This window comes from Campylobacter sp. IFREMER_LSEM_CL1846, from assembly GCF_025772105.1.
Lineage (GTDB): Bacteria > Campylobacterota > Campylobacteria > Campylobacterales > Campylobacteraceae > Campylobacter_D > Campylobacter_D lari_D.
In genome coordinates this window covers 129,396-154,123 of the sequence record NZ_JAKMRM010000002.1, presented here as the reverse complement: position 1 = coordinate 154,123, position 24,728 = coordinate 129,396, and the positions used below count along the sequence as shown (strand labels likewise).

The following is a 24,728-nucleotide window of genomic DNA, read 5'->3' as shown; positions in this document are numbered from 1 at the left end:
GTGTTAATTGCTAAGCTGGGGTTGGTGATTATTAATCGTCGAATTTTTGGCCTAAAATATTACCTTTAAAATCTGTATAAATTTCCATCATATTGTTTGTTCTAAATTTATAGCCATTTATTTTTTTATCTACTTCTACAATAGCTGCATTTGGTTGTACTGCTTGTACTTTTGCAATAATTTCTTTTGGGATAAATCCTGTTGGAATGCCTTTGTATTTACCATCAACTTCTTTCCAGTCTCCATTGATGATAAAATCAATTTCAGTCCCATCGACTAAATTTACTTCATAAGAATCTACATCTTGTTTTACATAACCTACATTTACACCTTTAAAATGAGTGTTTAAAAACTCTTGAGCTTTTTGAGGTAGAGCATTTGGACTTACAACCATATCTGCAAATATAGAACTTGCACAAACTAAACTAGCTAACATTAATTTTATTTTCATTTTTTCTCCTTTAAATAAAAGTAAAAAATGATATTAACTGCTTGTGAAATTTATGTGAATTTAATTTTTAAAACCAACTATTTTATTTTTATCAAATGAAGATTCTATTTCTTTTTCTATTGTATGTAAAAAATCACTCATTTTAAAAACACCGTCCTTAGAAATAGCTGCTTTCAAAGCTGTATTTTTAACTACCATAGCAATTTGAGCTCCACTTAACTCATACAAAGCAAGGTTTTTTAAATCAAAATTATCATCAAATTTAGCATTTTTAGGTAAAGCTTTTTGCCATATCATCAAGCGTTGTTCGTAATTTGGCTTTTTAAATTCTATTTTATACTCAAATCTTCTTGAAAAAGCCACATCTAAACTTTCTAAAAAATTAGTCGTAGCTATGATAACTCCGCTAAAACGCTCAATTTGTTCTAGAAAAATATTTTGCATTTGATTGTGCATTTTATCAGCACCGCCACTACTTTCTACCCTAGTACTTAAAAATTGATCAGCTTCATTTAAAAGCAAAATAGGACTTTGTTTGCTTGTTTGACAAAGCTCTTTATAAGTATCAAAAATTTTTCTTACATTTTGTTCACTCTCGCCTACATATTTGCTTAAAATTTTAGAACAATCAAAACTCAAAATAGATTTTTTCATAGCTTTTGCCATACTTAGCGCACTCATAGTCTTACCCGTGCCAGCAGGACCATAGAAAATTATCTTAGCTTCTATGTTTTTATTTGTTTTTATACCCCATTTATTTAATCTTTCCAAAACCTTTTTATCTTGTTGTTTTAATATACTTTCCAATAGATCTTTAGTGCTTTGGGGCATAATAACATCATCTATATTAATATTTGGCTCAATTAGCTCAAAAATATCTTGTTCTTTAACTAAATTTTGAAGTTTAATTTTTTTATTCTTCTTTGGTTCTTTAAAATTAATAATTCTTTGTAAAATATCATCACTTAAATAAAAAATCTTAGTTATATCACCCAAAGAATTAACAAATTCATCATATTCTAAAAGATTTGAACTAAGTAGCTTAGAATCTTCTTCTAGTAAGACTTTGTTTTCTTGTTTTTGAACATCATCTTCGCTAATTAAATGAAGTAAAAAATTAAAATCTCTACTATAAGAATTTTCAGTATTTAGCAAATACTCTTCTTTTAATAAACTAATAAATATCAAACATTCTTTATCGTTTAAAGCATACTCTTTAAAAATATCTGCCAAAACATTAGAAATTTTACTCTTTTTTAAACGCTCTTTAATATATGCTTCAAATATAGCTATATCTTTTTTAATATTCTTACTTTGAGAGCTTTTAGCAAAAAAACGCAATCTTTGATATAGCTCGATTTTAAAAAATTCATCTTTTAAATATGCAATATGATCTTCATAAATTTGATCTTGCATAAAATCTTGTATAGTTTTATTTTCTAAAATTTGTAAAAAAACCTCACTTAAACTTAACTCGCATTGTAACAAATTTAAAAATAAACTTGAGTTTTTACTCGATTTAAAATCAGAAAAAATTTGAATAATAAAACCTTTTTCTATAAGATTTTTAAGATCTTTTAAATGATCTAAATACTCATATTCATCATTTTTAAAAACTTCACTAAGAAGATTATAGGCATTAATGCTTACATTTGCTTGTAAATAATTTTTACACAAATGCTTTAAAATTAAAATTTCATCTTCACTGCATTGTAAGTTTTTATAAATATTGCTTTTAAAAGTATCATTAAGAAAAAGTTTTAAATCTTTCATATTTTCCTTTATATTGATTTTATGCTAAATTTAATTTTAGATTTTTTGTCACTAAAACTCATATTTTTATCACAAACCTCATAAAAAATATCATAATTTTTGCTTATAATATTTTGAGTAAAACCACAAGAAGTGATTTGCTTATTTTTCCCATAAAAAATAGGTTTTTTGTAAATTAAATCTTGCAAAAAATCATCATAATATTCATTATTAAAAAATCTTTTATTAAAAAAAGTTTTTGCATAACATACACCATTAATGCAAATTTTATCCATGATTTTTAACTCAAGTAAAGCCTTAGAGGCACTATAAAGTTCTAAACTTGTAAAATTTTTTCCCTCATATAAAAAGCCATAATCAGCAAATCTAAATTGAGGGGTTTTTAAAACAATATAAGCACTTTGTGATTGTGTTTTACTTTTTAAAGCACAAGAGCTTAAAAAAACACACACAAAACACAAAAAAACTATTTGAAGTAACTTTATCATTTAAGGTTTTTAAAACTAAGATTAAGTTCTAAATTGAGCTCTTTTACTATTTTCATCACGCTTTGTAAATCATCAATTTGCTTACCAACTACGCGAATTTCATTGCCTCTAATACTTGAAGTTACCTTTAGCTTACTATCTTTTATAGCTTTATTAATCTTCTTAGCACTATCAGCATCAATAGCATCATTAACTTTTAAATTCAATCTAAAATTTGCTCCACTCTCCCTGTTTAACTCTTTAATACCATTAGGGTTAATCCCTCTTTTGATAAGTTTTGAAATAACAATATCTTTTAGCACTTCAATTTTTGCTTCACTTGAACAAGTAAGCTTATAAATACTTTCTTTTTCATTTAGCTCTATTTCACTTTTAATGCCTTTTAAATCATATCTGCTATCAAGCTCTTTTTTAGCTTGCTCTAAAGCATTTTTTAGCTCTTGTTTGTCAATTTCCCCACTAATGTCAAAACTATGTTCATTTGCCATTTTCTATAAACTCCTTAAGACTATTAAATACGATTTGGACTAAATTTTGTATGGATTCTTCACTAGCCCATGCAACATGTGGAGTGATAATTAAATTTTCTTTATTTTTTATATTAAGCAAAGGATGATTTTCAACCATAGGTTCTACTTCAAGCACATCAAGCCCTACTCTAATATTTTTTTCATCCATAATTTGAGCTAAATCTACTTCATTAATAATCCCACCACGACCTACATTAATTAAAATGGCCTCATCTTTTAAAAGCATTAATTCTTTCTTGCTTAATAAATTTTTTGTTTTTTCATTTAAAGGTGCATGGATACTTATCACATCAGAAGTTTTTAAAAGCTCTTCAAGGCTTACTTTCTCATATGTATCATCATTATTAACCCCTGAGGTAGAATAATAACAAACATTTGCTCCAAATATTTGCGAAGCCTTAGCTACTTCTTTACCTATAACTCCAAGCCCTATAATACCATGTTTTTTTCCTGTTAGAGTATGTAAAGTTCTACTAAAATCAGTGAATATTGGGCTTTTTACCCAAAGCCCTTGTTTGGTCCATCCATCATAATATGGGATTTGATTTAAAAAAGCAAAAAGCAAAGCAAATGTATGACTTAAAACACTTTTGGTAGAATACCCAGCTGCATTTTTTACTATTATACCTTTAGAATTTGCATAAGCTACATCTATATTATTTACCCCTGTGCCAAGCTGCAAAATGAGCTTTAAATTAGTGTTATCTATAACTTCTTGATCAATGATGACTTTATTTATCATCACAACTTGTGCATCAGATATTCTTGAGATAACCTCATCTTTAGATGTAAGTTCATAACTTATAAATTCCCCAATACTTTCAAAAGCTGTTAAATCAGCTCCACCTAAAGTAGCAGCGTCTAAACATACTATTTTCATTTTTTATCCTTTAACAATGTGCCCTACAAATTTAGAATAATTATCAAGCACCAAACCACCTTTTCTAAAACCTAAACCACAACCCTCATAAGCAAAGAAAACTCCTGCTTGATAATAATCATTTTCATTTTGATTAAACTCAGCAAATTCTTGATACACAAAACGATTGTTTTGATAATCTCCACTTGTTTCAAAACTTATATCTCCATTAGCTTCTATAATAGAAACATTTGCTCCTTCTCTACCAAAAACAGGCTTTTTAACACATTTTTTACCCACTAAAGGTTCATCACTTGTTTCAAGCAATAAAGGATGATTTGGATAAAGCTCCCATAAAATTTTCATTATACCCTTGCTTTGAAAAAGTAAAGTATAAGCAGGATTTAAAATAATTGCTTTTTGATTTTGCATAATTTGAGTTAAGAGCATAGCAAGTTCACCCTCTTCTATAGCTATACTTTCCCAAGGAATGAGTTTGAAAAAATACTCAAAATTTACATCATTTTTAAAAATTCCTTCGGGTGAAAATTCTACCTCATCAATATAAGAAAATTCACTCTCAAAACCAGCTTCACTAGCAATATGTGCTAAAAGTTTTGTTGTGATCATATCCTCATCACTACCTGCAATTGAAGAAAACAATATTTTCCAACCTTCATAATATTTTTCAAATTCACTTACATCTTCTTCTAAGGTTATAAGTCTTTTAAAATTATCTCTTAAAGCTTCATATATATTATTAAATTGCGAGCTTTCATCTAGGTTGTTTTGCTTTAAAATAGCCCATTGCAAAATAGCACTTTCAAATAAAGATGTTGGAGTATCAGCATTAAATTCTATTAGTTTTATAGGCTTACCATCAAGCCCACCTGCTAAGTCAAACCTACCATATAAATGCCAATGCACATCATTTTCCCAACTCATCTTAATCGCATCAACCAAATTAAAAGGAATTCCAAGCTCGTCAAAACGATCATTATCAATCACTTCTTGCGCAGCAGCTACAAACATATCATAAAGCTCATTAACTGCTTCGTAGTATGCATTTGCTTCATCTTCCCTTACGCAAACTAAATTAGAATCTAAATAATCACTTCCATCATTATCCGTATGCCATGAAAAACCTATTTGCTCTAAATAAGATTTTTCTAAAGGATTTACTTTTAAAAAATTCATTTTTTCACCTTTTAAGAGCCAAAAGAATTTGTAGAGCTTGAAGTAGCTTTAGAGCCACCACCAAAAAAGCCTGATTTTTTTGCATTTGATCCTGAAGTAGCACTTGTACTTGCTTTATTAAAGCTATTTACACTTCTTTGATAAGCACTTTGATTTGAAAATGCTCCTCTTTGTTGATTTGCAAAATTTTGATTGTTAAAAAGCTTTGAACCTATCCAACTTCCCAAAATAGCTCCAGCTGCACTCGCAAGCAATGTCTCGCCTAAAGAAAGCCCCCCGCTACTCATTTGGGCATTGTTTGGATTTGTTAAATTTGAAGTACCATTGTCTATTTTAGCGGCTTCTTCTTGGATTAATTTATCCATTTCTTCTTTGCTTAAAACCCTTTCAGTTCCATCAAGTTGTTTTAAGACTACCCTAGTTTCATCACTTGGAAATTGATCTTTGATTTTGTATTGATTTGGAGCGGTTTCTTCAATAATAACAAAGGCCCCTTGAGTATTTGCCGCTTGACTTAAAGCGTTATTGCTAGAATCATTTGTATTATTACTACATGCACTTAAAGCACCTGCACTAATTGCAGCAATACCACTTATCATACTAAGTTTGAGTATAGTTTTAATGTGTTTCATAATCTTTCCTATAAAAATTTATAAATTTAACTTAATAAGATTTTAACAAAAAAAGTATTAATAAAAATTAATTGTTTTAGTTTATCATAGTCATTAAATTACTACTTAAAATAAACACAGCAAAAGCAAAAAATATAAAAGCACTTAGATAATCAATAAGTTTTAAATTCTTTTGATAAATTCTTACCATAAATGGTTTAGAAAATAATAAAGAAATCAAAGAAAAATAAATTATAGTTTCTAAAATCAAAACAAATATCAAGACTATCAGCATCCATCGCATTTGTGTAAAATCAAAACTTGCAAAAACACTGGCGAAATAAAAAATTGCTTTAGGATTAGATAAATTTGTAATCATTCCACTTAAAAATGCAGATATATAAGTTTTTTGAACTTTAATTTTATCATTTTTTGTATTCTTGTAAATCTTAAAAGATAAATACAAAAGATAAAATGCTCCAAAACTTGATAGTATAATTTGTAAAAATGGGAATTTATGAAAAACGACATTTAATCCGAGTATAGAAAGTATAATCCATATACTAACAGCTAAACTTACTCCCAAGCTTGCCTTTAAAGCACTTTTAACCCCTTCTCTTAATGCATATGAACTTACTAAGAAAAAATCAGGTCCTGGTAAAATAAGTCCGAAAAAATGAATAATTATAATCCAAAAAAACATAAATATTTTAACGAAGAAAGCCGATTTCTCGGCTTTTTGGTATTAGAGTCTTGACTCGTAGCGTCTAAGCATATAAAGTCTTTTAAGCATTTTTTTGCGTGCTGAAATTTTTTGTTTTTTGCGAATTTCAGTCATAGGCTCAAAAAATCTTCTAGCGCGAACTTCAGTAACAACTAGATTTCTATCTACTTGCTTTTTGAATTTTCTATACGCTTCATCAAAAGACTCATTAGGATGTACCTTGATTCCTGGCACGACCCTCACCACCTTTCTTTAAATAAATTTTAAAATAAAGATTATATCATAATTTTCTTGAAAATAAAACTTATTTTTGTAATAATTATATAAATAAAAATTAAATATAAATTATTAATTAAGACAAAGTTTGATTTAATTTTTCTAATACTACAATATAAAGAAATATTTCTAAGGAAAATAAAATGAATGCTCACATCACAAACTATACTAAAAAAAGATATATAGCTTATATCATTTCTATGATCATTTTTATAGCACTACCTTTTATAAAAATAAATGGAAATCATTTCTTTTTATTAAGCTTTGATCATAAAAAACTTAATTTATTTTTTATCGCTTTTGATACTCAAGAGCTGTATTTAATGCCTTTTGTTATCATGGGTATGTTTTTAACTATACTTTTTGTTACTACTTTAGCAGGAAGAATTTGGTGTGCTTGGAGCTGTCCTCAAACTATTGCTAGAGTTATTTATAGAGATCTTTTGCAAACAAAAATCTTTAAAATTCATAAAAGCACAGCAAATAAACAAAAGCAAGTCAGTGGATTTTTCGTCAAAAAAGCTTTAAGTATTGTGATTTTTTATCTTTTTTCATTGTTAATGATGAGTGCATTTTTATGGTATTTTGTACCACCTGAAGATTTTTTTACATACATTCAAAATCCTGCTGATCATTTATTGCTTTTAGGGATTTTATTTTGTGCTTCTTTGGCTTTTACTTTTGATATAGTATATTTGGGTGAAAAATTTTGTGTTTATGTATGTCCTTATGCAAGAATTCAATCTGTAATGTTTGATAATAACACCGTTCAAGTAGTATATGATGATAAAAGAGGAGGTATGATTTATGATGGACATACCAAACTTTATCAAAAGCCACCACAAGGTGAATGTATAGGATGTGAAGCCTGTGTAAAAATTTGTCCTACACATATAGATATACGCCAAGGAATGCAACTTGAGTGTATTAATTGTCTTGAATGTGCCGATGCTTGTTCAAAAGTTCAAGCCAAATTTAATCGTCCTAGCTTAATTAATTGGACTAGTGCAAAAGCTATTGAAACAAGGGAAAAAGTAAAATATTTTAGATTTAGAACTATTGGATATTTAGTTGTTTTGTGTGGTGTTTTTGTGGCTTTAGTTTTAATGGGAAGTAAAAAAGAAAATATGCTTTTAAATATCAACCGTTCTAGTGAGCTTTATCAAATCAGAAAAACCCATGATGGAGAATTAATTATTAGTAATGCTTATGTATTTTTATTTCAAAACACCGATAATAAAACTCATGAGTATTATTTTGATGTGAAATTACAAGGCATTGAAGATGGCTTAGAAATCATTAGACCTAAAAAATCTTTTAAACTAAAAGCTGGCGAAAAAGATAAACATATAGTTGTTTTAAAAGCTACTAAAAAACTAGCCGATAATGATAGAAAAGACACTGTAATACCATTAACCATCAAAGCCTATGCACTTGATGATAAAAATATTGTCATATTACGCGAGAGTAATTTTGTATATCCTAAAAATTCTATCATAGAGCATAAAAAATACTAAAATGAAAAAAAGAATTTCTTCAAAATCTCAAGCAAGGCTTGAAAAAATCAAACAAATCGCTGCGGAGTCATTTTTAAAAAATGGCTACGAAGCAACTAATCTTAAAGATATTATCAAACAAGCTGGTGGATCTTTTTCTTGCGTATATGAGCATTTTAAAAGTAAAGAAGGTTTATTTGAAGCGGTTTTAAATGATTTTGCAGAAAATCATTTTTTAGCTATTTTGAAAAAAAATATGCGACTTTCACCTGATGCTAATTTAGAAGAATTCTTATATCAATTTGCAAAAGCTTATTTAGGGATTTTTAACGACACCAAAACTATAGCTATAGTAAGACTTTTGTATTCTGAAATTTATAATGAAAAATTTGATTTTGGAAAATGGTTTAAAGGAAGCAATAGAAAAGAAGTAGAATATGTTCTTCGAAAAAGATTTGAAGAAGAAAATGAAATTTTAGCTCAAAATGCTGAATTTTTAAGTTATACTTTTTGCGCTATGCTTAGAGGGACATTTTTTATACAAAGCACTTTTGAAAATAAAGTTTCAATGAATAAAAAAGAACAACAAAGCCACGCAAAAAAAATCGTAAAGCTTTTTACTCAAGGTCTTGTTAATTTTAATTAACTAAAGATTGATAAAATAGTATTTATTAATTTTGTAATATAAATTACTTTTTATTTAGCTAAATAAATAACTTAAGGAAACAAATGAAAACAAAACTTTTAACTCTAGCTTGCGCTTCTCTTATCTTTATAGCATGTTCAGATGATAAGAATGCACAAGTTAAACAACTCCCTCCTCAACCTGTTAGTATTATGACTATGCAAAGTGCTAATTTACCTTTAGAATTTACTTATCCTGCGAGATTAAGTACTGAATTAGATGTAGTAGTCAAACCTAAAGTAAGCGGTGAAATCAAAGCAAAATACTTCAAAAGTGGTCAAGCTGTAAAAAAAGGCGATAAGCTTTTTCTTATAGAACCTGACAAATACCAAGCAAGTGTAAATATGGCTTATGGAGAAGCTTTGGTAGCAAGAGCTAATTTTGATGATGCTGAAAAAAATTTTAAAAGAGATAGTATTTTAATAGAAAAAAATGCTATTTCACAAAAAGAATTTGATGCAAGTTTAGCTAAATTTAACTCCACAAAAGCTAATCTAGAAAGCGCTAGAGCAAAACTTGCTAATGCAAGATTAGACTTAAAATACACCATAGTAAGTGCTCCTTTTGATGGAATTTTAGGTGATGCATTAATGGATGTGGGTGATTATGTAAATGCTTCATCTACTGAACTTGTACGCATTACAAACATTAACCCAATTTTTGCAGATTTTTATATTTCTGATGTAGATAAAATCAATATGAATAAAAATATTCAAAGCGGCAATTGGAAATTAGAAAATATCCAAGTACAAGCTAATGTTGGTGGAGAACTTTTCAATGGAAAATTATATTTCGTAGATAACGTTATAGATACTCATAGTGGTGGAGTAAAAGCAAAGGCTATTTTTGATAACAACAATTCAAACTTAATGCCTGGCTCTTTTGCAAATGTTCATGTTGGTGGTTTTGTTCAAAAAGATGGTTTTGAAATTCCTCAAGTTGCGCTTTTGCAAGATGATAGTGCTACTTATGTTTATACTCTTGTAGATGGAAAAGTAGTTAAAACTATTGTTAATGTTATTTATCAAACTTCTGATAAAGCAATTATTGACAAGGGCTTAAAAAATGGGGATAAAGTGATTTTAAATAACTTCAAAAAAATCCGTCCTGGTGCAAGTGTTAGCGTAATGGAGAATAAATAATGTTTTCTAAATTCTTTATAGAAAGACCTGTATTTGCTTCTGTTGTAGCTATTATTATTTCTTTAGCAGGTATTATAGGACTTTATTCTTTACCCGTGGAGCAATATCCTTCCTTAACTCCACCCGTTGTTAAGGTAAGTGCAACTTACTCAGGAGCTGATGCTCAAACGGTGGCTCAAACGGTGGCTATTCCTCTTGAAGATGCAATCAATGGGGTTGAAAATATGATTTATATGGATTCAACTTCAAGCTCTTCAGGAGATATGAGCTTAAGTGTATATTTTAATATAGGTACAGATCCTGACCAAGCAACAGTTGATGTTAATAATAGAATTTCAGCTGCTATGGCAAAACTACCTGAAGATGTTAAAAAAACTGGTGTTAGTGTAAGAAAAACCGGTTCAAGTATATTAGAAGTTGCTACTTTATATTCTCCTGATGGCTCTATGGATTCACTCGAAGTGTATAATTATGCTGCATTAAATATTTTAGATGATCTTGCTAGGGTTCCTGGTGTGGGTAATGCCGTAGCTATTGGTGCAAGAAATTATTCTATGAGAATTTGGCTTAATCCTGATTTGTTAAACAAATATCAAGTTACTGCGACTGATGTTATTGCTGCAGTTAGCGAGCAAAATGCTCAATATGCTACTGGTAAGATAGGTCAAGAACCTGTGGTGGAAAGATCTCCTTATGTGTATTCAGTAACTATGCAAGGAAGATTAAAAAATACTAAAGAATTTGAAGATATTATCATAAGAGCAAATAGTGATGGCTCTTTTTTAAGACTTAAAGATGTAGCCGAAGTTTCTTTAGGATCAAGAGAATATACTTTTAAAGGTAGATTAAACGGAAATGACGCTACTCCTATTTTGATTTTCTTACAAACCGGAGCAAATGCTGTAAATACAGCAGAATTAGTGCAGAAAAAATTTGAAGAACTTTCTAAAAATTTCCCTGAAGGATTAACTTATAAAGTGCCTTATGATACAACTATATTTATTAAAGCTTCCATTAAAGAAGTGGTAAAAACTTTCTTTGAAGCATTAATTTTAGTTGTAATTGTAATGTATTTGTTCTTAAAAAATTTCCGCTCAACTATTATACCAATGATTGCTGTTCCTGTTTCTATTTTGGGAACTTTTGCAGGATTATATGTCTTAGGTTTTAGTATCAATCTACTTACGCTTTTTGCCTTAGTATTGGCTATTGGTATTGTTGTTGATGATGCAATTATAGTAGTTGAAAATATAGATAGAATTATGCATGAAGATCCAAATATAAGCATAAAAGAAGCAGCTATTAAAGCTATGGATGAAGTTGCTGCACCTGTTGTTTCTATAGTTCTTGTACTTTGTGCGGTTTTCATACCCGTTTCATTTATATCAGGTTTTGTGGGAGAAATCCAAAAACAATTTGCCATAACCTTAGCAATATCTGTTACTATATCAGGCTTTGTAGCTTTAACACTAACTCCTTCTTTATGTGCAATTTTTTTAAGAAGAAATGAAGGTGAACCTTTTTACTTTGTGAAAAAATTTAATGATATTTTTGATTGGTCTACCGAAGTTTTTGGTGCTGGTGTGGCTTATATACTTAAAAGAACAGTGCGTTTTATGTTAATTTTTGTAATCTTTTTGGGTGGTTTATATGGACTTTTCAAACTTGTTCCAAATTCACTTGTTCCAAATGAAGATCAAGGAAACTTTTTAACTATTGTCAATCTACCCGCAGCATCTTCGCTTAATAGAACTACTCAATCAATGGATGCTATGGCAGAAGAAATCCGCAAAAATGAGAATGTAACTAATGTGGTAGGACTTATAGGCTATGATCTTTTTACAGGTTCTTTAAAAGAAAATTCTGGAGCAATGTTTGTTAATTTGAAAAATTGGGATGATAGAGATATTAGTAGTTTTGATTTAGTTGGATCTTATAACAAACAATACTTCTTAAATCCAAATTTTCAAACTTTCTTTGTTAATCCACCACCAATCCAAGGTTTAAGCTTAACTGGTGGTTTTGAGATGTATGCACAAAATCGTAGCGGAAAAAGTTATGATCAAATTCAAGTTGATGTAAATAAATTAGTTGAAGCAGCAAACAAGCGTCCCGAACTTCACAATGTAAGAACAACGCTTGATACTAATTTTCCGCAATTAAAACTAGAAATTGATCGCGATAAAGTAAAACTTTATGGTTTAAATTTAGCTGATGTATTTAGCACTCTAAATGCCACCATAGGAACTTATTATGTAAATGATTTTTCTATGCTTGGAAAAAATTATCGTGTAAATATAAGCGCAATTGGAGATTTTAGAAATACTCAAAATGCTTTAAAAAACATCTTTGTTAGATCAAAAGATGGTTCTATGATAGCTCTAGATAGCGTTTTAACATTACAAAGAAGTGTTGGTCCTGATGATGTAAAACGCTTTAATATGTTTCCATCGGCTTTAGTGCAAGGTGATCCTGCTCCTGGCTATACTTCAGGACAAGCCATTGATGCAATTGCACAAGTGGCAAAAGAAACTTTAGGAGAGGATTATTCTATTGCTTGGTCAGGTTCAGCTTATCAAGAAGTTACAAGTAGCGGTGCTGGACAAATAGCATTTATGCTAGGACTATTATTTGTATTTTTAATTCTAGCAGCACAATATGAAAGATGGCTCATGCCTTTAGCAGTAATTACGGCTGTGCCTTTTGCAGTATTTGGTTCTTTGCTTTTTGTATGGCTTAGAGGATTAGAAAATGATATATATTTTCAAACAGGACTTTTACTTTTAATAGGCCTTTCTGCTAAAAATGCCATTTTGATTGTTGAATTTGCTATGGAAGAGCATCTTAAAAAAGGAAAGAGTATTTTTGAAGCTTCTATTAGTGCAGCAAAATTGAGATTTAGACCTATTGTAATGACTTCATTGGCATTTATTTGTGGTATTTTACCGCTTTTCTTTGCATATGGAGCAGGAAGTGCAAGCCGCCATGCGATAGGTACAGGTATTATAGGTGGTATGATAGCAGCTTCTACTATAGCCATTTTCTTTGTACCTTTATTTTTCTATTTACTAGAAAGTTTTAATAAATGGCTTGATAAAAAAAGAGGTAAAATCAATGCGTAAGTTAATAATTTTTGCAAGTTGTTTTTTAATAACAGCTTGCAGTTTAAAACCAAATTTAGAAATTAAAAATGTAAATTACACTAAAAGCTTAGATCAAAACATTAGCATTAACAAACAATGGTGGAAAGCTTTTGATGATAATTATTTAAACACCTTAGTCGATCAAGCTTTAAAAAACAATAACGACTTGCAAATTGCATATATGAATTTACAAAAAGCTTATGAGGCTTTAGGTATAGCAAGAAGCGATCTGCTTCCTAAACTAGATGGAAGTGCTAGCGGAGCAAGAGCAAAAACTAGCATCAATGCTCCAAGCAACAAAAGTAATGAATTTATCTATGGCAATGATTTTAATATGGGTTTAAATTTAAGTTATGAAGTAGATTTATGGGGTAAATACAGAGATACTTATAATGCTTCAAAAGCAAAATTACAAGCTAGTGAGTTTGACTATGAAAGTGCAAGATTAAGCTTAATTTCTAATGTAGTAAAAACTTATTTTAATCTAGCAAGCTTAAGTGAGCAAGTAAAAATTTTAGAAGAAACAACCCAAAGTTACCAAAAAACTTATGAGTTAAAATTAGAGCATTTTAAACTTGGAGTAATTAGTGAGTATGAGCTTAACAAATTTAAAGCTGAACTTGAAAATTCAAGAGTTTTACTCACAAATGCTAAAATTCAAAAAGAAGCTAATACCAAAGCTTTAAAAATCTTAACTTCAAATGATATTGATGATATACTTTATAATAGCATAGAGTATAAAAAAATAGGACAATACGAGCTTAGCATACCTGAAGGTATTGGTAGTGAAATTTTACTTCAAAGACCTGATATACAAGCTAGTTTAAAAATTTTAGAAGAAAAAAACTATCTTGTTGGAGTAGCCAGAACTGCATTTTTACCAAACCTTTCTTTAACAGGACTTTTGGGTTTTCAAAGTAATGATTTAGATCTTTTAGTTAAACATGGAAGTAATACTTGGAATGTAGCTGGAAATTTTGCAATGCCGATTTTTCATTGGGGTGAGATTATGAATAATGTTAATATCGCAAAACTTACCAAAGATGAAGCGTTTTTACAATATGAAAACACCTTAAAAACAGCCTTTGGAGAAATAAGACTTGCTTTATTTAACCGCCAAAGCTATTATGAAAATGAGCAAAATTATAAAAATTTATTTCTAGCTCAAAGTAAAATTTATGAAATTTCTACCTTAAGATATGAAAATGGCGTGATTAATTTAGCTGATTTTTTACAAGATCAAAGAAATTATTTAAATGCTAAACTTTCTTATACTAACTCATCTTATGAGCTTGCAAATTCCATTGTAGATGTTATGAAAGCCTTTGGTGGTGGATTTAACGCTAAAGAAGAATCAAAAGAAAATATCAAAGCTATGGAAGAAAACTTAAAAGAAAACTTTTATAACAACTGAGCCTTAAGGCTTAGTTGTTAATGCATTTGAATTTGAATTCTTTGATTAAAATTATTATTTCCTCTATCTTTTGGGCTATTATGCTCAAAACGATAACGCATATTACCTGAAACATTAACATCTTGAAAAATTTCATCTAAAGGTGCAGAATTTGACACGCTTATAAGCCCTAATAAAAATACAAAAAATGCTATAAAAATATTTTTCATTATAAAGCCTTTGTAAAAATATGATACAATTATAGTCTTTTTAAATAACTACAAAATGAAATTTTTAGGAAAAATATGAATTTTTTACAAAACTTAGCTCTTTCTTACTCACATAAAGCCATGCAAAAATCTTTAGAGAATGGTTTTGATGTGAAACTTTTAAAAGAAGGACAAGAAAAAAAAGTTAATCCAAAAAAATCTTATATGCTCTATGCTCATATACCATTTTGCCATACTTTTTGTCCATATTGTAGTTTTCATAAGTATTATTATAGTGAAGATTTAGCAAAAAGATATTTTGAAAGCTTAAGAGAAGAAATCAAACAAATCAAAGACAAAGGATTTGATTTTACTTCTATGTATGTGGGTGGTGGTACTACTTTAATTAATGAAGAAGAACTTGCTAAAACTTTAGAACTTTGCAAAAAATTATTTAATATTAAAGAAATTTCTTGTGAGAGCGATCCTAATCATATCGAACCTAAAAAGCTAGAAATGTTTAAAGGGCTTATAGATCGTTTAAGTTGTGGTATACAAAGTTTTGATGATGATACTTTAAAAAAAGTAGCAAGATATCATAAATTTGGTTCAAGTAAAGAGCTTCAAGAAAAGCTTTCTAAAGCTATAGGCGTGCTTCCTATTATGAGTCTTGATTTGATTTTTAACTTTCCTTCTCAAACTAAAGAGCAATTACTCAATGATTTAGAAATAGCCAAAAATTTAAAACCTCAACAAATCACAACTTATCCTTTAATGAAATCAAACCTCACAAAAGATAATATCGCAAAAACTCTAGGAGTAAGTTTTAAAGATAATGAATTTGAGTTTTATAAAATCATTATAGATTTTTTCAAAGATTATGAAAGAAATAATGCATGGTCATTTTCTTTAGAAAAAAGTAGCTTTAATGATGAGTATGTAAGTAGCCATCATGAGTATTTGGGTGTAGGAAGTGGGGCTTTTAGCTTTTTAGATGGAGAGCTTTTAATCAATGCTTTTAATTTAAATGATTATTCTAAACTCATCAAAGAAAAGCAAAATGCAAATATTGCTAAAGCTAATTTTAGTAAAAAAGAAATCATCAAATATGTCTTTTTAACTGAAATGTTTGCAGGTAAAATCGAGATTGATAAATTTAACAAAACTTTAGATTGCAATTTAGAAAAAGATCTTTTCATAGAACTTTTAGGTCTTAAGCTAAGTAAAGCTATAAAAAAAGAAAATAATACTTTATACACAAGTGAATTTGGGCGTTATTTGTTTATGGTATTAATGAAAGATTTTTACACCGGTATGGATTTAGTGCGTGCTGTATTTAGAGATAATAAACGCTTACAAGATAAAGAACACATTAATATCATGCAAGAAAATGTTGATCCACTTGATTTTAAAAGTATGGAGTTTAAAGGATAAAAAGCCTTTAAAGGCTTTTTACTAAAATGGTCTTACCACCATCATAATAGCAATAATTATAAATAATATCGTTGGAATTTCATTATAAGCTCTAAAAAATTTCCCACTCTTTTTGCAAGTATCATTTTGAAGTTGTTTTAAATAATAATAATTTTGCAAATGATAAATAATCAAAAGCAAAGCACAGGTTAATTTAGCATGCATAAATCCTGATCCAACCATCAAAACTTTATTTACATGCAACATCAAACTTCCACTTATTAAAGTTACTATCATCGCAGGAGTTTGGATATAAAAATACAATTTTCTTTCTTGAATTTTTACCACTTCTACAAAGCCTTTATTATCTTTATGCTCTGTATGATAGACAAAAAGTCTTGGTAAATAAAACAATCCAGCCATCCAAGAAACAAAAGCTAAATAATGCACCATTTTAATCCACAAATACCAGTCAGTTAAAAAATCTAACATTTTTCTCCTTTTTTATTAAAAATTTCTTTTATTAAAATCAAAGCTACACTAATGTTTATCATCACATCAGCTAAATTAAACACAGCAAATTCAAACCACTTATGCCAAAATACAAAATCCACCACACCTATATGCACAAAGCGATCAAGTAAATTTGAACACCCAGCAGATAGCATAATAGCAAAAGCGATCAAATGTGTTTTAAAAAATTCTTTTTGATAAAGCAAATACACAAACAAAGCTAAAATAAAAACAAGTTGTATGTATTTTAAATACTCTCCTAAAAATGCAAACATTGAAAAGGCTACACCGGTATTATAGGTTAAAACTAAATCAAAAAATTCACCCCTATACTCAAGCCCTTGCAAAAACAAATACTTACTTACTTGATCTAGTATAAAAACTAAAGCAAAAACAAGCCAAAATTTTAAAGATAAAATTTTAAGCATTCAATGCTTTCATAAAAAAGCTTTCAACAGCTTTCATTTCTTTTTCTAAAAGCTTAATATCTTTTGCTTCAAGTAATAAGCGTATTAAATTTTCTGTACCTGAATACCTAAACAAACTAGCAATTCCTTTTTTTTCTAAATCTTTTTTCAACTCTTCTAAGCCTGCAAGCTTGCTTAAGTCTTTTTTCTCTGAAATTTTAAGATTATGCAAAAGCTGTGGGTAAGGTTTAACTTGATTTAAAATTTCACTTGCACTTTTTGCTTCACTTAGCATTAAAGCACTAAATTGTAAAGCAGCTACCAAACCATCTCCAGTTTTTGCATAGTCACTAAAGATAATATGCCCACTCTGCTCACCACCAAAATTTCCACCGCATTCTTTGAGTTTTTCAAGTACATATTTATCGCCTACATTGCAAGTTTCATGTGTGATTTTATGTTTAGTTAAAAACTCTTTTAAAGCACCATTGCTCATTATAGTGCTAACTACACTTGATTTTAACTTGCCTTGTTTTTTCAAAAATAAAGCTAAAACACCCAAAAGACTATCTCCATGAGCTACTTCGCCTTTTTCATCCACAACAACCAAACGATCCGCATCCCCATCAAAAGCAAAACCAACATCTGCTCTAAATTTCTTTACTTCTAAAGCTAAATTTAAAGGATGTAAAGCCCCACAATTTTCATTGATATTTAAACCATTTGGCTTATCATTGATCACAATCACATCTGCACCAAGTTCTTTAAAAACCGTAGGTGCTACCTTATAAGAAGCTCCATGAGCCACATCTAACACAACGCGTAAAGACTTTAAAGTCAGCTCTTTAGGAAAAGAATTTTTTATAGAAACAATATATCTTCCTATCACATCATCAATTCTTTTTGCTTGACCAATTTGTGATTTTGTTGTTCTTGCCTCTTCTATGAGTTTATCATTAAAATAAATTTCTTCTATTTTCGCTTCTGCTTGCTCATCAAGTTTATTTCCGTGTGCATCAAAAAATTTAATGCCATTATCATAGTAAGGATTGTGTGAAGCTGATATCATAATCCCTGCATCACAACGCATATCTTCAGTTAAAAACGCAATAGCAGGTGTTGGCATAGGACCTATTTCTATAACATTATAACCTATAGAAGTAAGTCCTGAAACGATAGCATTTTCTATCATATAACCACTTCTTCTTGTATCTTTTCCTACTAAGATATTGTTTGTAAGGGCTTTGTCTTTAAAATAAATTCCAGCAGCCATAGCCAAACGCATTGCTAAAAATGAATCCAAAAACTCCCCCGCTTTACCGCGTACTCCATCTGTTCCAAAAAGTTTCATTTTTTTTACCTTTGATTTTAAATAGTGCAATTATAAGTAAAAAAGTTAAGTAATGTATAAATGTGAGAATTTTATAAGCATTAGTTAGTAATAAAAATATATAATTTTTAAAATTTCACTTAAGGAAAATGAATGAAAAAAATCATCGCAGGGGTTGTAGTAGTAATTTTACTAGTTATAGGGTTTTTTACCTCAGCTTCTTATATTAACTCAATCAATGAAAAAATCTTTGCACAAATGAGTCAAGATACAGCATATTATAATGTTGAAGATACTAATTACACTAAAGGACTTTTAAATTCCAAAGGAAGTTTTATAGCTACACTTAATGATTTACCTTATAGTTTTAAAGTGAATGTGGATTTTTCCAATAATTTTTTTGCAAGTAATAATGCTATCGTTTCTATTTTAAATGAAAATGAAGACTTAAAAGGCATTTTTCCAAACGAAGAAATCTTTAAAATCTTAGTTAGCGTCAAAGGTGGTGACATTAACATCAATGCAAAAATAAATGATATTAATTTCACACGCAATGATACAAATTTAGTTTTAAATAATACATCATTTAAGATTATAGGTTCTGATGAATTTGTAAAAAATATGGAACTTAATCTAGGTTATGTTTTATTAGAACAGCTATCTCATAAAGAAAAATTAGAAGCAAAAAATATCAAAATTTCTGAATTTCCTATACAAAAATTAAGTTTTAATGATATCTTTAGTCCTAGTAGAAATAGTGAACAAAATATAAGCATTGATAGTGCTAGTTTTATAAGTTCTATTGCTTTTGACTTTGATAAATTAAAAATTTTTGCAAAAACAGCTCAAAATGTTCAAAACGATTATGATAGTGTTTTAAAACTAGATTTAGCTAAATTTAATCTTGCAAATGAAAACTTTATGTTAAATAATATTAATTTAGATATGAATTTTAATAATCTTTCTAAAAAAGCTTATGATAGCTTAATGCAAAATTCAAACACTGATATTTTTTCTATGATGCTTTTGGCAAGTCAATTTTTAAAAGCAAACCCACAAATCATCTTAAATAATCTAAGTTTTGAAAAAGAAGGTAAAAAATTTGACGCAAATGGGCAAACTATTTTCACTGAAAACAATATAAAATCACAATTTCATGCAAACACAGAAATTCTTCCTAGTCAAATTTGGCCTGATTTTGCAAATTTTGATACTTATTTTGTAGATAATAATGGCTCTTATATGCTTGATTTTATCTATGATGATTCTAATAAAAGTGATGTTACAACTATCATTAATGGTGAAAGACTTACCATAAATCCACAATGACAAATTTAAGCTTAACTTTTCGTCCTAAAACTTTAGATGAGGTTTTAGGACAAGAAAATTTAGTAGAAATTTTTAAAAAATTCATACAAGTTTCAAAACTCCCTCATAGTGTATTTTTTGGCCCAGCAGATTGCGGGAAGACTTCTTTTGCAAGAGCAATAGCGTATGAGTATAAATTAGACTTTTATGAGTTTGATGGAGGGAATTTTAAACTTGAAGAGCTTAGAAAAATACTAAGTAATTATGAAAATTCTTTATATAAACCTTTGATATTTATCGATGAGGTGCATAGGCTTTCAAAAACCCAACAAGAAATGCTTTTAATCCCTTTGGAAAATCAAAAATGCCTTTTCATAGGCGCAAGCACTGAAAACCCCTACTTTACTTTAACTTCAGGCATAAGAAGCAGAAGTATGCTTTTTGAATTTAAAGGTTTAGAGTATAAAGACTTAGAAAAACTTGCCACAAAAGTGCAAGAAAAACTCCAATGTAAAATCGATGATGATGCTAAAGACTTTTTAATCACTTCTAGTGCAAATGATGCAAGAAACTTTTTAAATTTATGTGAGTTTGCTTTGGCTTTAGATAGCACTCATATCACACTTGAAACTTTGAAAAAATTAAGAGCAAATGTTTTAAGCGATGGCACTTCAAGTAAAGATACACACTATAGACTAGCTAGCTCTATGATAAAAAGCTTAAGAGGAAGTGATGTGGATGCGAGTTTATATTATCTTGCGAGGTTGATCGATGGGGGTGAAAGTGCGGATTTCATCGCTAGAAGATTAGTGATATTTGCAAGTGAAGATATCTCAAATGCAAACCCACAAGCACTTAATCTAGCCACAAGCACACTCATAGCAGTAAAAAACATAGGCTATCCTGAAGCTAGGATCATCTTAGCTCAATGTGTAGTATTTTTAGCAAGTTCGCCTAAGTCAAACTCAAGCTATCTTGCTATAAATGAAGCGCTAAATTATGTGCAAAACAACCCTGCATTAAAAATACTTCCTTATCTTGATAATAACAACCCACAAAGAAAAAACTACCTTTACCCGCATGATTTTGGAGGATGGGTTAAGCAAAGATATCTAGAAAAAAATTTGAAATTTTATCATAGCAAAGGTATAGGTTTTGAAGCACAGCTAGATTTATGGTTAAATGATATGAAAAAAATTAAAAAGTGATTTTAAGCACAATGTAAAAATATTTTTATATAATTTTTGTTTTTTAAGGTTCCGTAGCTCAGTTGGTAGAGCACTACCTTGACATGGTGGTGGTCGTTGGTTCAAGTCCAATCGGAGCCACCATTTTTTATTTCTTTCGATCAATTCACTACATATACTTTAACAAATTCGTAAATTCTTGGATTTCTTTTTCTTGATCTAAGATGATTTTTTTAGCAATATCAGTGATAGTTTTGTCTTTAGAATAAAATAAAATTTGTTTTGAAGCATCTACTGCACCTTGATGATGTGCTATCATCGCTTCTAAAAAGTCTTTATTGATGTTTTTGCTTTCTTTAACCGAACTCATTAAAATCATCATTTTTTGCATTAACTCTTTTTCTTCTTGAACGAATTTTTTATAAGTTTCTTCATCAATTTGAGTTTTTGTATAAAGATTTTTATCTAGAATTTCTTGAAATTCTTGGATTTCTTTTTCTTGAGCTTTTATGATATTTTGAGCGATTTTTTTCATCTCTTCACTTTTTGTATGTTCTAATAAAAGCTTAGATGAGTCAATAGCACCTTGGTGATGTGGAATCATATTAGCTAAAAAATCTCTTTCTATGTCATTGCTTTGTACTAAAGGATTTTTCATCATAGGTTCATGCATACTCATCATGATTTGTGATGAAATACTTCCAGAAGCTCCATGATGAGCATGATGAGAATTTGCAGCAAATAAAGCACTTGCTAAAACTAAACTTGAAACTATAATTTTAATTTTCATTTTTTTCCTTTTTTTAAAATAACTTTGGAATGTTATAAAAATTATATAAACTAAAATTAACAAAGAAAAAAACATTTTTTTGTTATAATCTATAATACTAAAAAAAATAATAAGGATGTTATATGCTAAAAGAACTACTTGAAATAAAAAAAGAAATGGAACCTATAATTCATGATTGTTCAGTAAAAATTCAAGTAGCCGCAAGAGAAGTAATCGTAAGAAAAAGAGAATATGAAATCTATGGTCCTATGATAGATAGAGTATATCTTGATAATGCTATATATATAAAAGTTTTTGGTAGTGGGCGTGATACTAAAAGCACTAAAGTAGATATTAAAAATGGACTTTATATGGTTTATGTAGCACCTGATAAACCTACTAATCAAGAAATTATGAATAAACTAAAAATAGCATTTGAAAGTATAGATAATAAATTCATCTCAAGAATTTTAGAACTCAATAGAAGAATGAAAGAAGTGATTAACAAAACTCAAGCAACCCTAGCAAAAGCATCAAATATGAATGTTTTGATAGAAACAAATCTAGGCGAAGCTACCGCGGCACATAAATTTGTAATAACTATTAAATATTTAAAAGATAATCAAAAATTAGAATTAAAAAATTCAAAATCTGCAGGAAGTTTTAGAGATACCAAAAATCATATCAACCTAGTAGTAGAAAAAAATACTGATTCTGCTGTATGTGAAAAACTTCTACATGATGTTGAAATTTATTTTATAGGAAATGGAAAGTAAAATCACTTTTTTACTCTCAAATTTGCTAAATGCGTCAAAGCTACTGCGATAGCATCGGTAATATCAAGTGGCTTGATGTCTTTTGAAATTCCAAGTAATCTTTTTACCATAAAAGCTACTTGCTCTTTAGTAGCTTTTGCTTTACCTGTTACGGTTTTTTTCACTTGTAAAGGTGTGTATTCTGCAAATTCTCCATGAATTTGTAAGATTTTTAAACTCAAAGCTCCACGAAATTGTGCTAGTTTTAGAACCGTTTTTGGATTATAAGCAAAAAATATATCTTCTATAGCTACCTCATCAAACTGATGATTTTTAAAGATTAGATCAAGTCCTTCACATAATTCTGTGATTTGATACTGTAAATTATTGGGTTTGATTTTGATAAGCCCTGCTTCTATGAGTTGATTTTTATTATTTATTCTTTCTACAATAGCATATCCACAATATCTAGAACCAGGATCTATCCCTAAAACTTTCAAACTTTTCACCTTTTTATTCACATAGATGTGAAATTTAAATTTTTATGTGAATAATTTTAACCATTTTTTATAAAAAATAAGCTAGAATTTCAAGTTTTACATCATAATTTATAAGAATAATAATGAATATAAAAGATTTTTTATTTGAATTTAAAACTGAAATTAGCAATAACGAATACAATACTTACATTTCTCACTTACAATTTAGTGAAAAATTAAGTAAAAATAATATCTTAGTATTTATCGCACCAAATCATTTTTTAGCTAAATTTATACAAACAAAATACGCACAAAAACTAGCTTATTTTTATGAAGTAAAAACAGGGATTAACCCTCAAGTTAAAATCATTACAAATGATCAAAAGATAGAGAAAAAACATTTTTCTACAGATATTTCACAGATTAAATTTCAAAGTACTATTTTAAATCCTTCTTTTACTTTTGAAAGCTTTGTTGTAGGAGATTCTAATCAATTTGCCTATGCAACTTGCAAAGCTATTACCGATAAAAGCAAACTTGGAAAATTATACAACCCTATCTTTATCTATGGCCCTACAGGACTTGGAAAAACTCACTTGCTTCAAGCTGTCGGAAATGTGTGCTTAGATAATGGATATAAGGTTATTTATGCTACAAGTGATAATTTTATCAATGATTTTACCATGCATTTAAATAACAAAACTATGAGTAAATTTCATGAAAAATACAAAAATTGCGATGTTTTACTCATCGATGATGTGCAGTTTTTAGGTAAAACAGATAAAATTCAAGAAGAATTTTTCTTTACTTTTAATGAAATCAAAGAAAAATTTGGACAAATCATCATGACAAGTGATAATCCTCCAAATATGTTAAAAGGCATAACAGAACGCTTAAAAAGCCGTTTTGCAAATGGGATCATCGCAGATATCACTCCACCTCAGCTTGATACAAAAATCGCAATTATCAAGAAAAAATGCGAATTTAATGCTATTTATCTCAAACCTGAAGTCATAAGCTACATCGCTACTTCAATGGGAGATAACATCCGAGAAATTGAAGGCATGATTACAAATCTAAATGCCCAAGCAAGACTTTTTAATCAAGAAATCACTTTAGAAATCGTTAAAAGCTTTATGAAAGATCACATTAAAGAAACAAAAGAAAATATTAGTGTTGAAGACATACTTGCTGATGTTTCAAAAAGTTATAATCTTAAATCAAATGATATAAAATCAAATAAAAAAACACAAAATATCGTTATGGCAAGAAGGGTTGTGATATATTTAGCAAGAGAGCTTACAACTATGTCTATGCCTCAACTTGCTAGATTTTTTAATATGAAAGATCACACTGCCATTTCACATAATATTAAAAAAATTCAAGAGTTAATGAGCGAAAATGAAAACCTAAAAGCCATAGTAGAAGAATTAAGAAATAAAATTTTAACAAAAATAAAAAGCACCCTGTGAATAAAAGTGAAAAATAAAAAATTTTATTCTATGAGTAAAATTTCTATAAAAAAAGGCTTTTAAAAAGCATTTCACATTTTCACATTGCTTATTATTATGATAAAATAAATTTAAAAAA

The 24,728-nt window shown here is 28.9% G+C and carries 25 protein-coding genes and 1 tRNA gene; 11 read left to right on the top strand and 15 right to left on the bottom strand.

The window, feature by feature from the left end; genetic code table 11:
* Positions 1-31: 31 nt before the first annotated feature.
* The 9 genes from L8W40_RS02040 to rpsU all read right to left on the bottom strand — a co-directional run bounded on the left by L8W40_RS02040 (position 32) and on the right by rpsU (position 6,867).
* A complete protein-coding gene (locus L8W40_RS02040; protein WP_263664536.1) occupies positions 32-451 on the bottom strand; it encodes a PepSY-like domain-containing protein in 420 nt (139 codons plus the stop codon).
* 60 nt (positions 452-511) lie between these two features.
* The gene (locus tag L8W40_RS02035) at positions 512-2,224 is read right to left on the bottom strand and encodes an ATP-binding protein (RefSeq protein WP_220566935.1); all 1,713 of its coding nucleotides are present in this window, start codon (positions 2,222-2,224) and stop codon (positions 512-514) included.
* Positions 2,225-2,232: 8 nt separating this feature from the next.
* Positions 2,233-2,712 (bottom strand): hypothetical protein, encoded by a 480-nt coding sequence (locus tag L8W40_RS02030; protein WP_263664535.1) that lies wholly within the window; start codon positions 2,710-2,712, stop codon positions 2,233-2,235.
* Positions 2,709-3,200 (bottom strand): YajQ family cyclic di-GMP-binding protein, encoded by a 492-nt coding sequence (locus tag L8W40_RS02025; protein WP_133319059.1) that lies wholly within the window; start codon positions 3,198-3,200, stop codon positions 2,709-2,711. The genes L8W40_RS02030 and L8W40_RS02025 overlap by 4 nt, the downstream gene beginning before the upstream one ends.
* Positions 3,190-4,122 carry a D-2-hydroxyacid dehydrogenase gene (locus tag L8W40_RS02020; RefSeq protein WP_263664534.1) on the bottom strand — a complete coding sequence of 311 codons (933 nt, stop codon included), beginning with the start codon at positions 4,120-4,122 and terminating at the stop codon, positions 3,190-3,192. Before L8W40_RS02020 ends, L8W40_RS02025 begins: the two co-directional genes overlap by 11 nt.
* A gap of 3 nt (positions 4,123-4,125) precedes the next feature.
* A complete protein-coding gene (locus tag L8W40_RS02015; protein ID WP_258107722.1) occupies positions 4,126-5,298 on the bottom strand; it encodes a glutathionylspermidine synthase family protein in 1,173 nt (390 codons plus the stop codon).
* Positions 5,299-5,309: 11 nt separating this feature from the next.
* Positions 5,310-5,930: a UPF0323 family lipoprotein gene (locus L8W40_RS02010; protein WP_133319062.1), complete on the bottom strand. Its 621-nt coding sequence runs from the start codon at positions 5,928-5,930 to the stop codon at positions 5,310-5,312.
* Positions 5,931-6,006: 76 nt separating this feature from the next.
* Complete coding sequence (locus L8W40_RS02005) at positions 6,007-6,612, bottom strand: LysE family transporter (RefSeq protein ID WP_263659242.1); 606 nt, start codon at positions 6,610-6,612, stop codon at positions 6,007-6,009.
* Positions 6,613-6,654: 42 nt separating this feature from the next.
* Complete coding sequence (gene rpsU, locus L8W40_RS02000; protein WP_002780697.1) at positions 6,655-6,867, bottom strand: 30S ribosomal protein S21; 213 nt, start codon at positions 6,865-6,867, stop codon at positions 6,655-6,657.
* 185 nt (positions 6,868-7,052) lie between these two features.
* Between rpsU and ccoG the strand changes: the two genes are divergently transcribed.
* The 5 genes from ccoG (at position 7,053) to L8W40_RS01975 (ending at position 14,789) form a co-directional block, all read left to right on the top strand.
* Entirely contained in the window at positions 7,053-8,426 is a 1,374-nt protein-coding gene (gene ccoG / locus L8W40_RS01995) for a cytochrome c oxidase accessory protein CcoG (RefSeq protein ID WP_263664533.1), read from the top strand.
* 1 nt (position 8,427) lies between these two features.
* Positions 8,428-9,051: a TetR/AcrR family transcriptional regulator gene (locus L8W40_RS01990; RefSeq protein WP_133319065.1), complete on the top strand. Its 624-nt coding sequence runs from the start codon at positions 8,428-8,430 to the stop codon at positions 9,049-9,051.
* Between the two features lie 83 nt (positions 9,052-9,134).
* Positions 9,135-10,232 (top strand): efflux RND transporter periplasmic adaptor subunit, encoded by a 1,098-nt coding sequence (locus tag L8W40_RS01985; RefSeq protein WP_263664532.1) that lies wholly within the window; start codon positions 9,135-9,137, stop codon positions 10,230-10,232.
* The gene (locus L8W40_RS01980; protein ID WP_220566942.1) at positions 10,232-13,354 is read left to right on the top strand and encodes an efflux RND transporter permease subunit; all 3,123 of its coding nucleotides are present in this window, start codon (positions 10,232-10,234) and stop codon (positions 13,352-13,354) included. The genes L8W40_RS01985 and L8W40_RS01980 overlap by 1 nt, the downstream gene beginning before the upstream one ends.
* A complete protein-coding gene (locus tag L8W40_RS01975; RefSeq protein WP_263664531.1) occupies positions 13,347-14,789 on the top strand; it encodes an efflux transporter outer membrane subunit in 1,443 nt (480 codons plus the stop codon). The genes L8W40_RS01980 and L8W40_RS01975 overlap by 8 nt, the downstream gene beginning before the upstream one ends.
* Positions 14,790-14,806: 17 nt before the next feature.
* Here the strand turns inward: L8W40_RS01975 and L8W40_RS01970 are convergent, their stop codons facing one another.
* Positions 14,807-14,998, bottom strand: a complete 192-nt coding sequence (locus tag L8W40_RS01970) for a mini-MOMP protein (RefSeq protein WP_263659238.1) — start codon at positions 14,996-14,998, stop codon at positions 14,807-14,809.
* 75 nt (positions 14,999-15,073) lie between these two features.
* On the opposite strand from L8W40_RS01970, the gene L8W40_RS01965 reads away from it, so the two are divergent.
* Entirely contained in the window at positions 15,074-16,411 is a 1,338-nt protein-coding gene (locus L8W40_RS01965) for a coproporphyrinogen III oxidase family protein (protein WP_263664530.1), read from the top strand.
* Between the two features lie 21 nt (positions 16,412-16,432).
* On the opposite strand, the gene hemJ is transcribed toward L8W40_RS01965, so the two are convergent.
* Genes hemJ through glmM form a run of 3 tightly spaced genes read right to left on the bottom strand, consistent with a single transcriptional unit; the run spans position 16,433 to position 18,661 of the window.
* The gene (hemJ, locus tag L8W40_RS01960; RefSeq protein WP_039629243.1) at positions 16,433-16,882 is read right to left on the bottom strand and encodes a protoporphyrinogen oxidase HemJ; all 450 of its coding nucleotides are present in this window, start codon (positions 16,880-16,882) and stop codon (positions 16,433-16,435) included.
* On the bottom strand, positions 16,876-17,331 hold the full coding sequence (gene lspA / locus L8W40_RS01955) for a signal peptidase II (protein WP_220555579.1): 456 nt from the start codon (positions 17,329-17,331) through the stop codon (positions 16,876-16,878). Before lspA ends, hemJ begins: the two co-directional genes overlap by 7 nt.
* Complete coding sequence (glmM, locus tag L8W40_RS01950) at positions 17,324-18,661, bottom strand: phosphoglucosamine mutase (RefSeq protein ID WP_039629248.1); 1,338 nt, start codon at positions 18,659-18,661, stop codon at positions 17,324-17,326. The genes lspA and glmM overlap by 8 nt, the downstream gene beginning before the upstream one ends.
* 132 nt (positions 18,662-18,793) lie before the next feature.
* On the opposite strand from glmM, the gene L8W40_RS01945 reads away from it, so the two are divergent.
* From L8W40_RS01945 to L8W40_RS01935, 3 genes are all read left to right on the top strand, one after another.
* Positions 18,794-19,969, top strand: a complete 1,176-nt coding sequence (locus L8W40_RS01945) for a DUF945 family protein (protein WP_133319072.1) — start codon at positions 18,794-18,796, stop codon at positions 19,967-19,969.
* Entirely contained in the window at positions 19,966-21,156 is a 1,191-nt protein-coding gene (locus L8W40_RS01940) for a replication-associated recombination protein A (protein ID WP_263664529.1), read from the top strand. The genes L8W40_RS01945 and L8W40_RS01940 overlap by 4 nt, the downstream gene beginning before the upstream one ends.
* 47 nt (positions 21,157-21,203) lie before the next feature.
* Positions 21,204-21,279 (top strand) — tRNA-Val (locus L8W40_RS01935).
* Positions 21,280-21,304: 25 nt separating this feature from the next.
* Here the strand turns inward: L8W40_RS01935 and L8W40_RS01930 are convergent.
* Entirely contained in the window at positions 21,305-21,925 is a 621-nt protein-coding gene (locus tag L8W40_RS01930) for a DUF305 domain-containing protein (RefSeq protein WP_263664528.1), read from the bottom strand.
* A gap of 122 nt (positions 21,926-22,047) precedes the next feature.
* On the opposite strand from L8W40_RS01930, the gene L8W40_RS01925 reads away from it, so the two are divergent.
* Positions 22,048-22,680 carry a hypothetical protein gene (locus L8W40_RS01925; protein ID WP_133319079.1) on the top strand — a complete coding sequence of 211 codons (633 nt, stop codon included), beginning with the start codon at positions 22,048-22,050 and terminating at the stop codon, positions 22,678-22,680.
* Between the two features lie 2 nt (positions 22,681-22,682).
* Here the strand turns inward: L8W40_RS01925 and ruvC are convergent, their stop codons facing one another.
* A complete protein-coding gene (gene ruvC / locus L8W40_RS01920; protein ID WP_263660419.1) occupies positions 22,683-23,159 on the bottom strand; it encodes a crossover junction endodeoxyribonuclease RuvC in 477 nt (158 codons plus the stop codon).
* Positions 23,160-23,281: 122 nt separating this feature from the next.
* Here ruvC and dnaA point away from each other — a divergent pair, with 122 nt between their 5' ends.
* Positions 23,282-24,610: a chromosomal replication initiator protein DnaA gene (gene dnaA / locus L8W40_RS01915; RefSeq protein WP_220566951.1), complete on the top strand. Its 1,329-nt coding sequence runs from the start codon at positions 23,282-23,284 to the stop codon at positions 24,608-24,610.
* Positions 24,611-24,728: the final 118 nt, after the last annotated feature.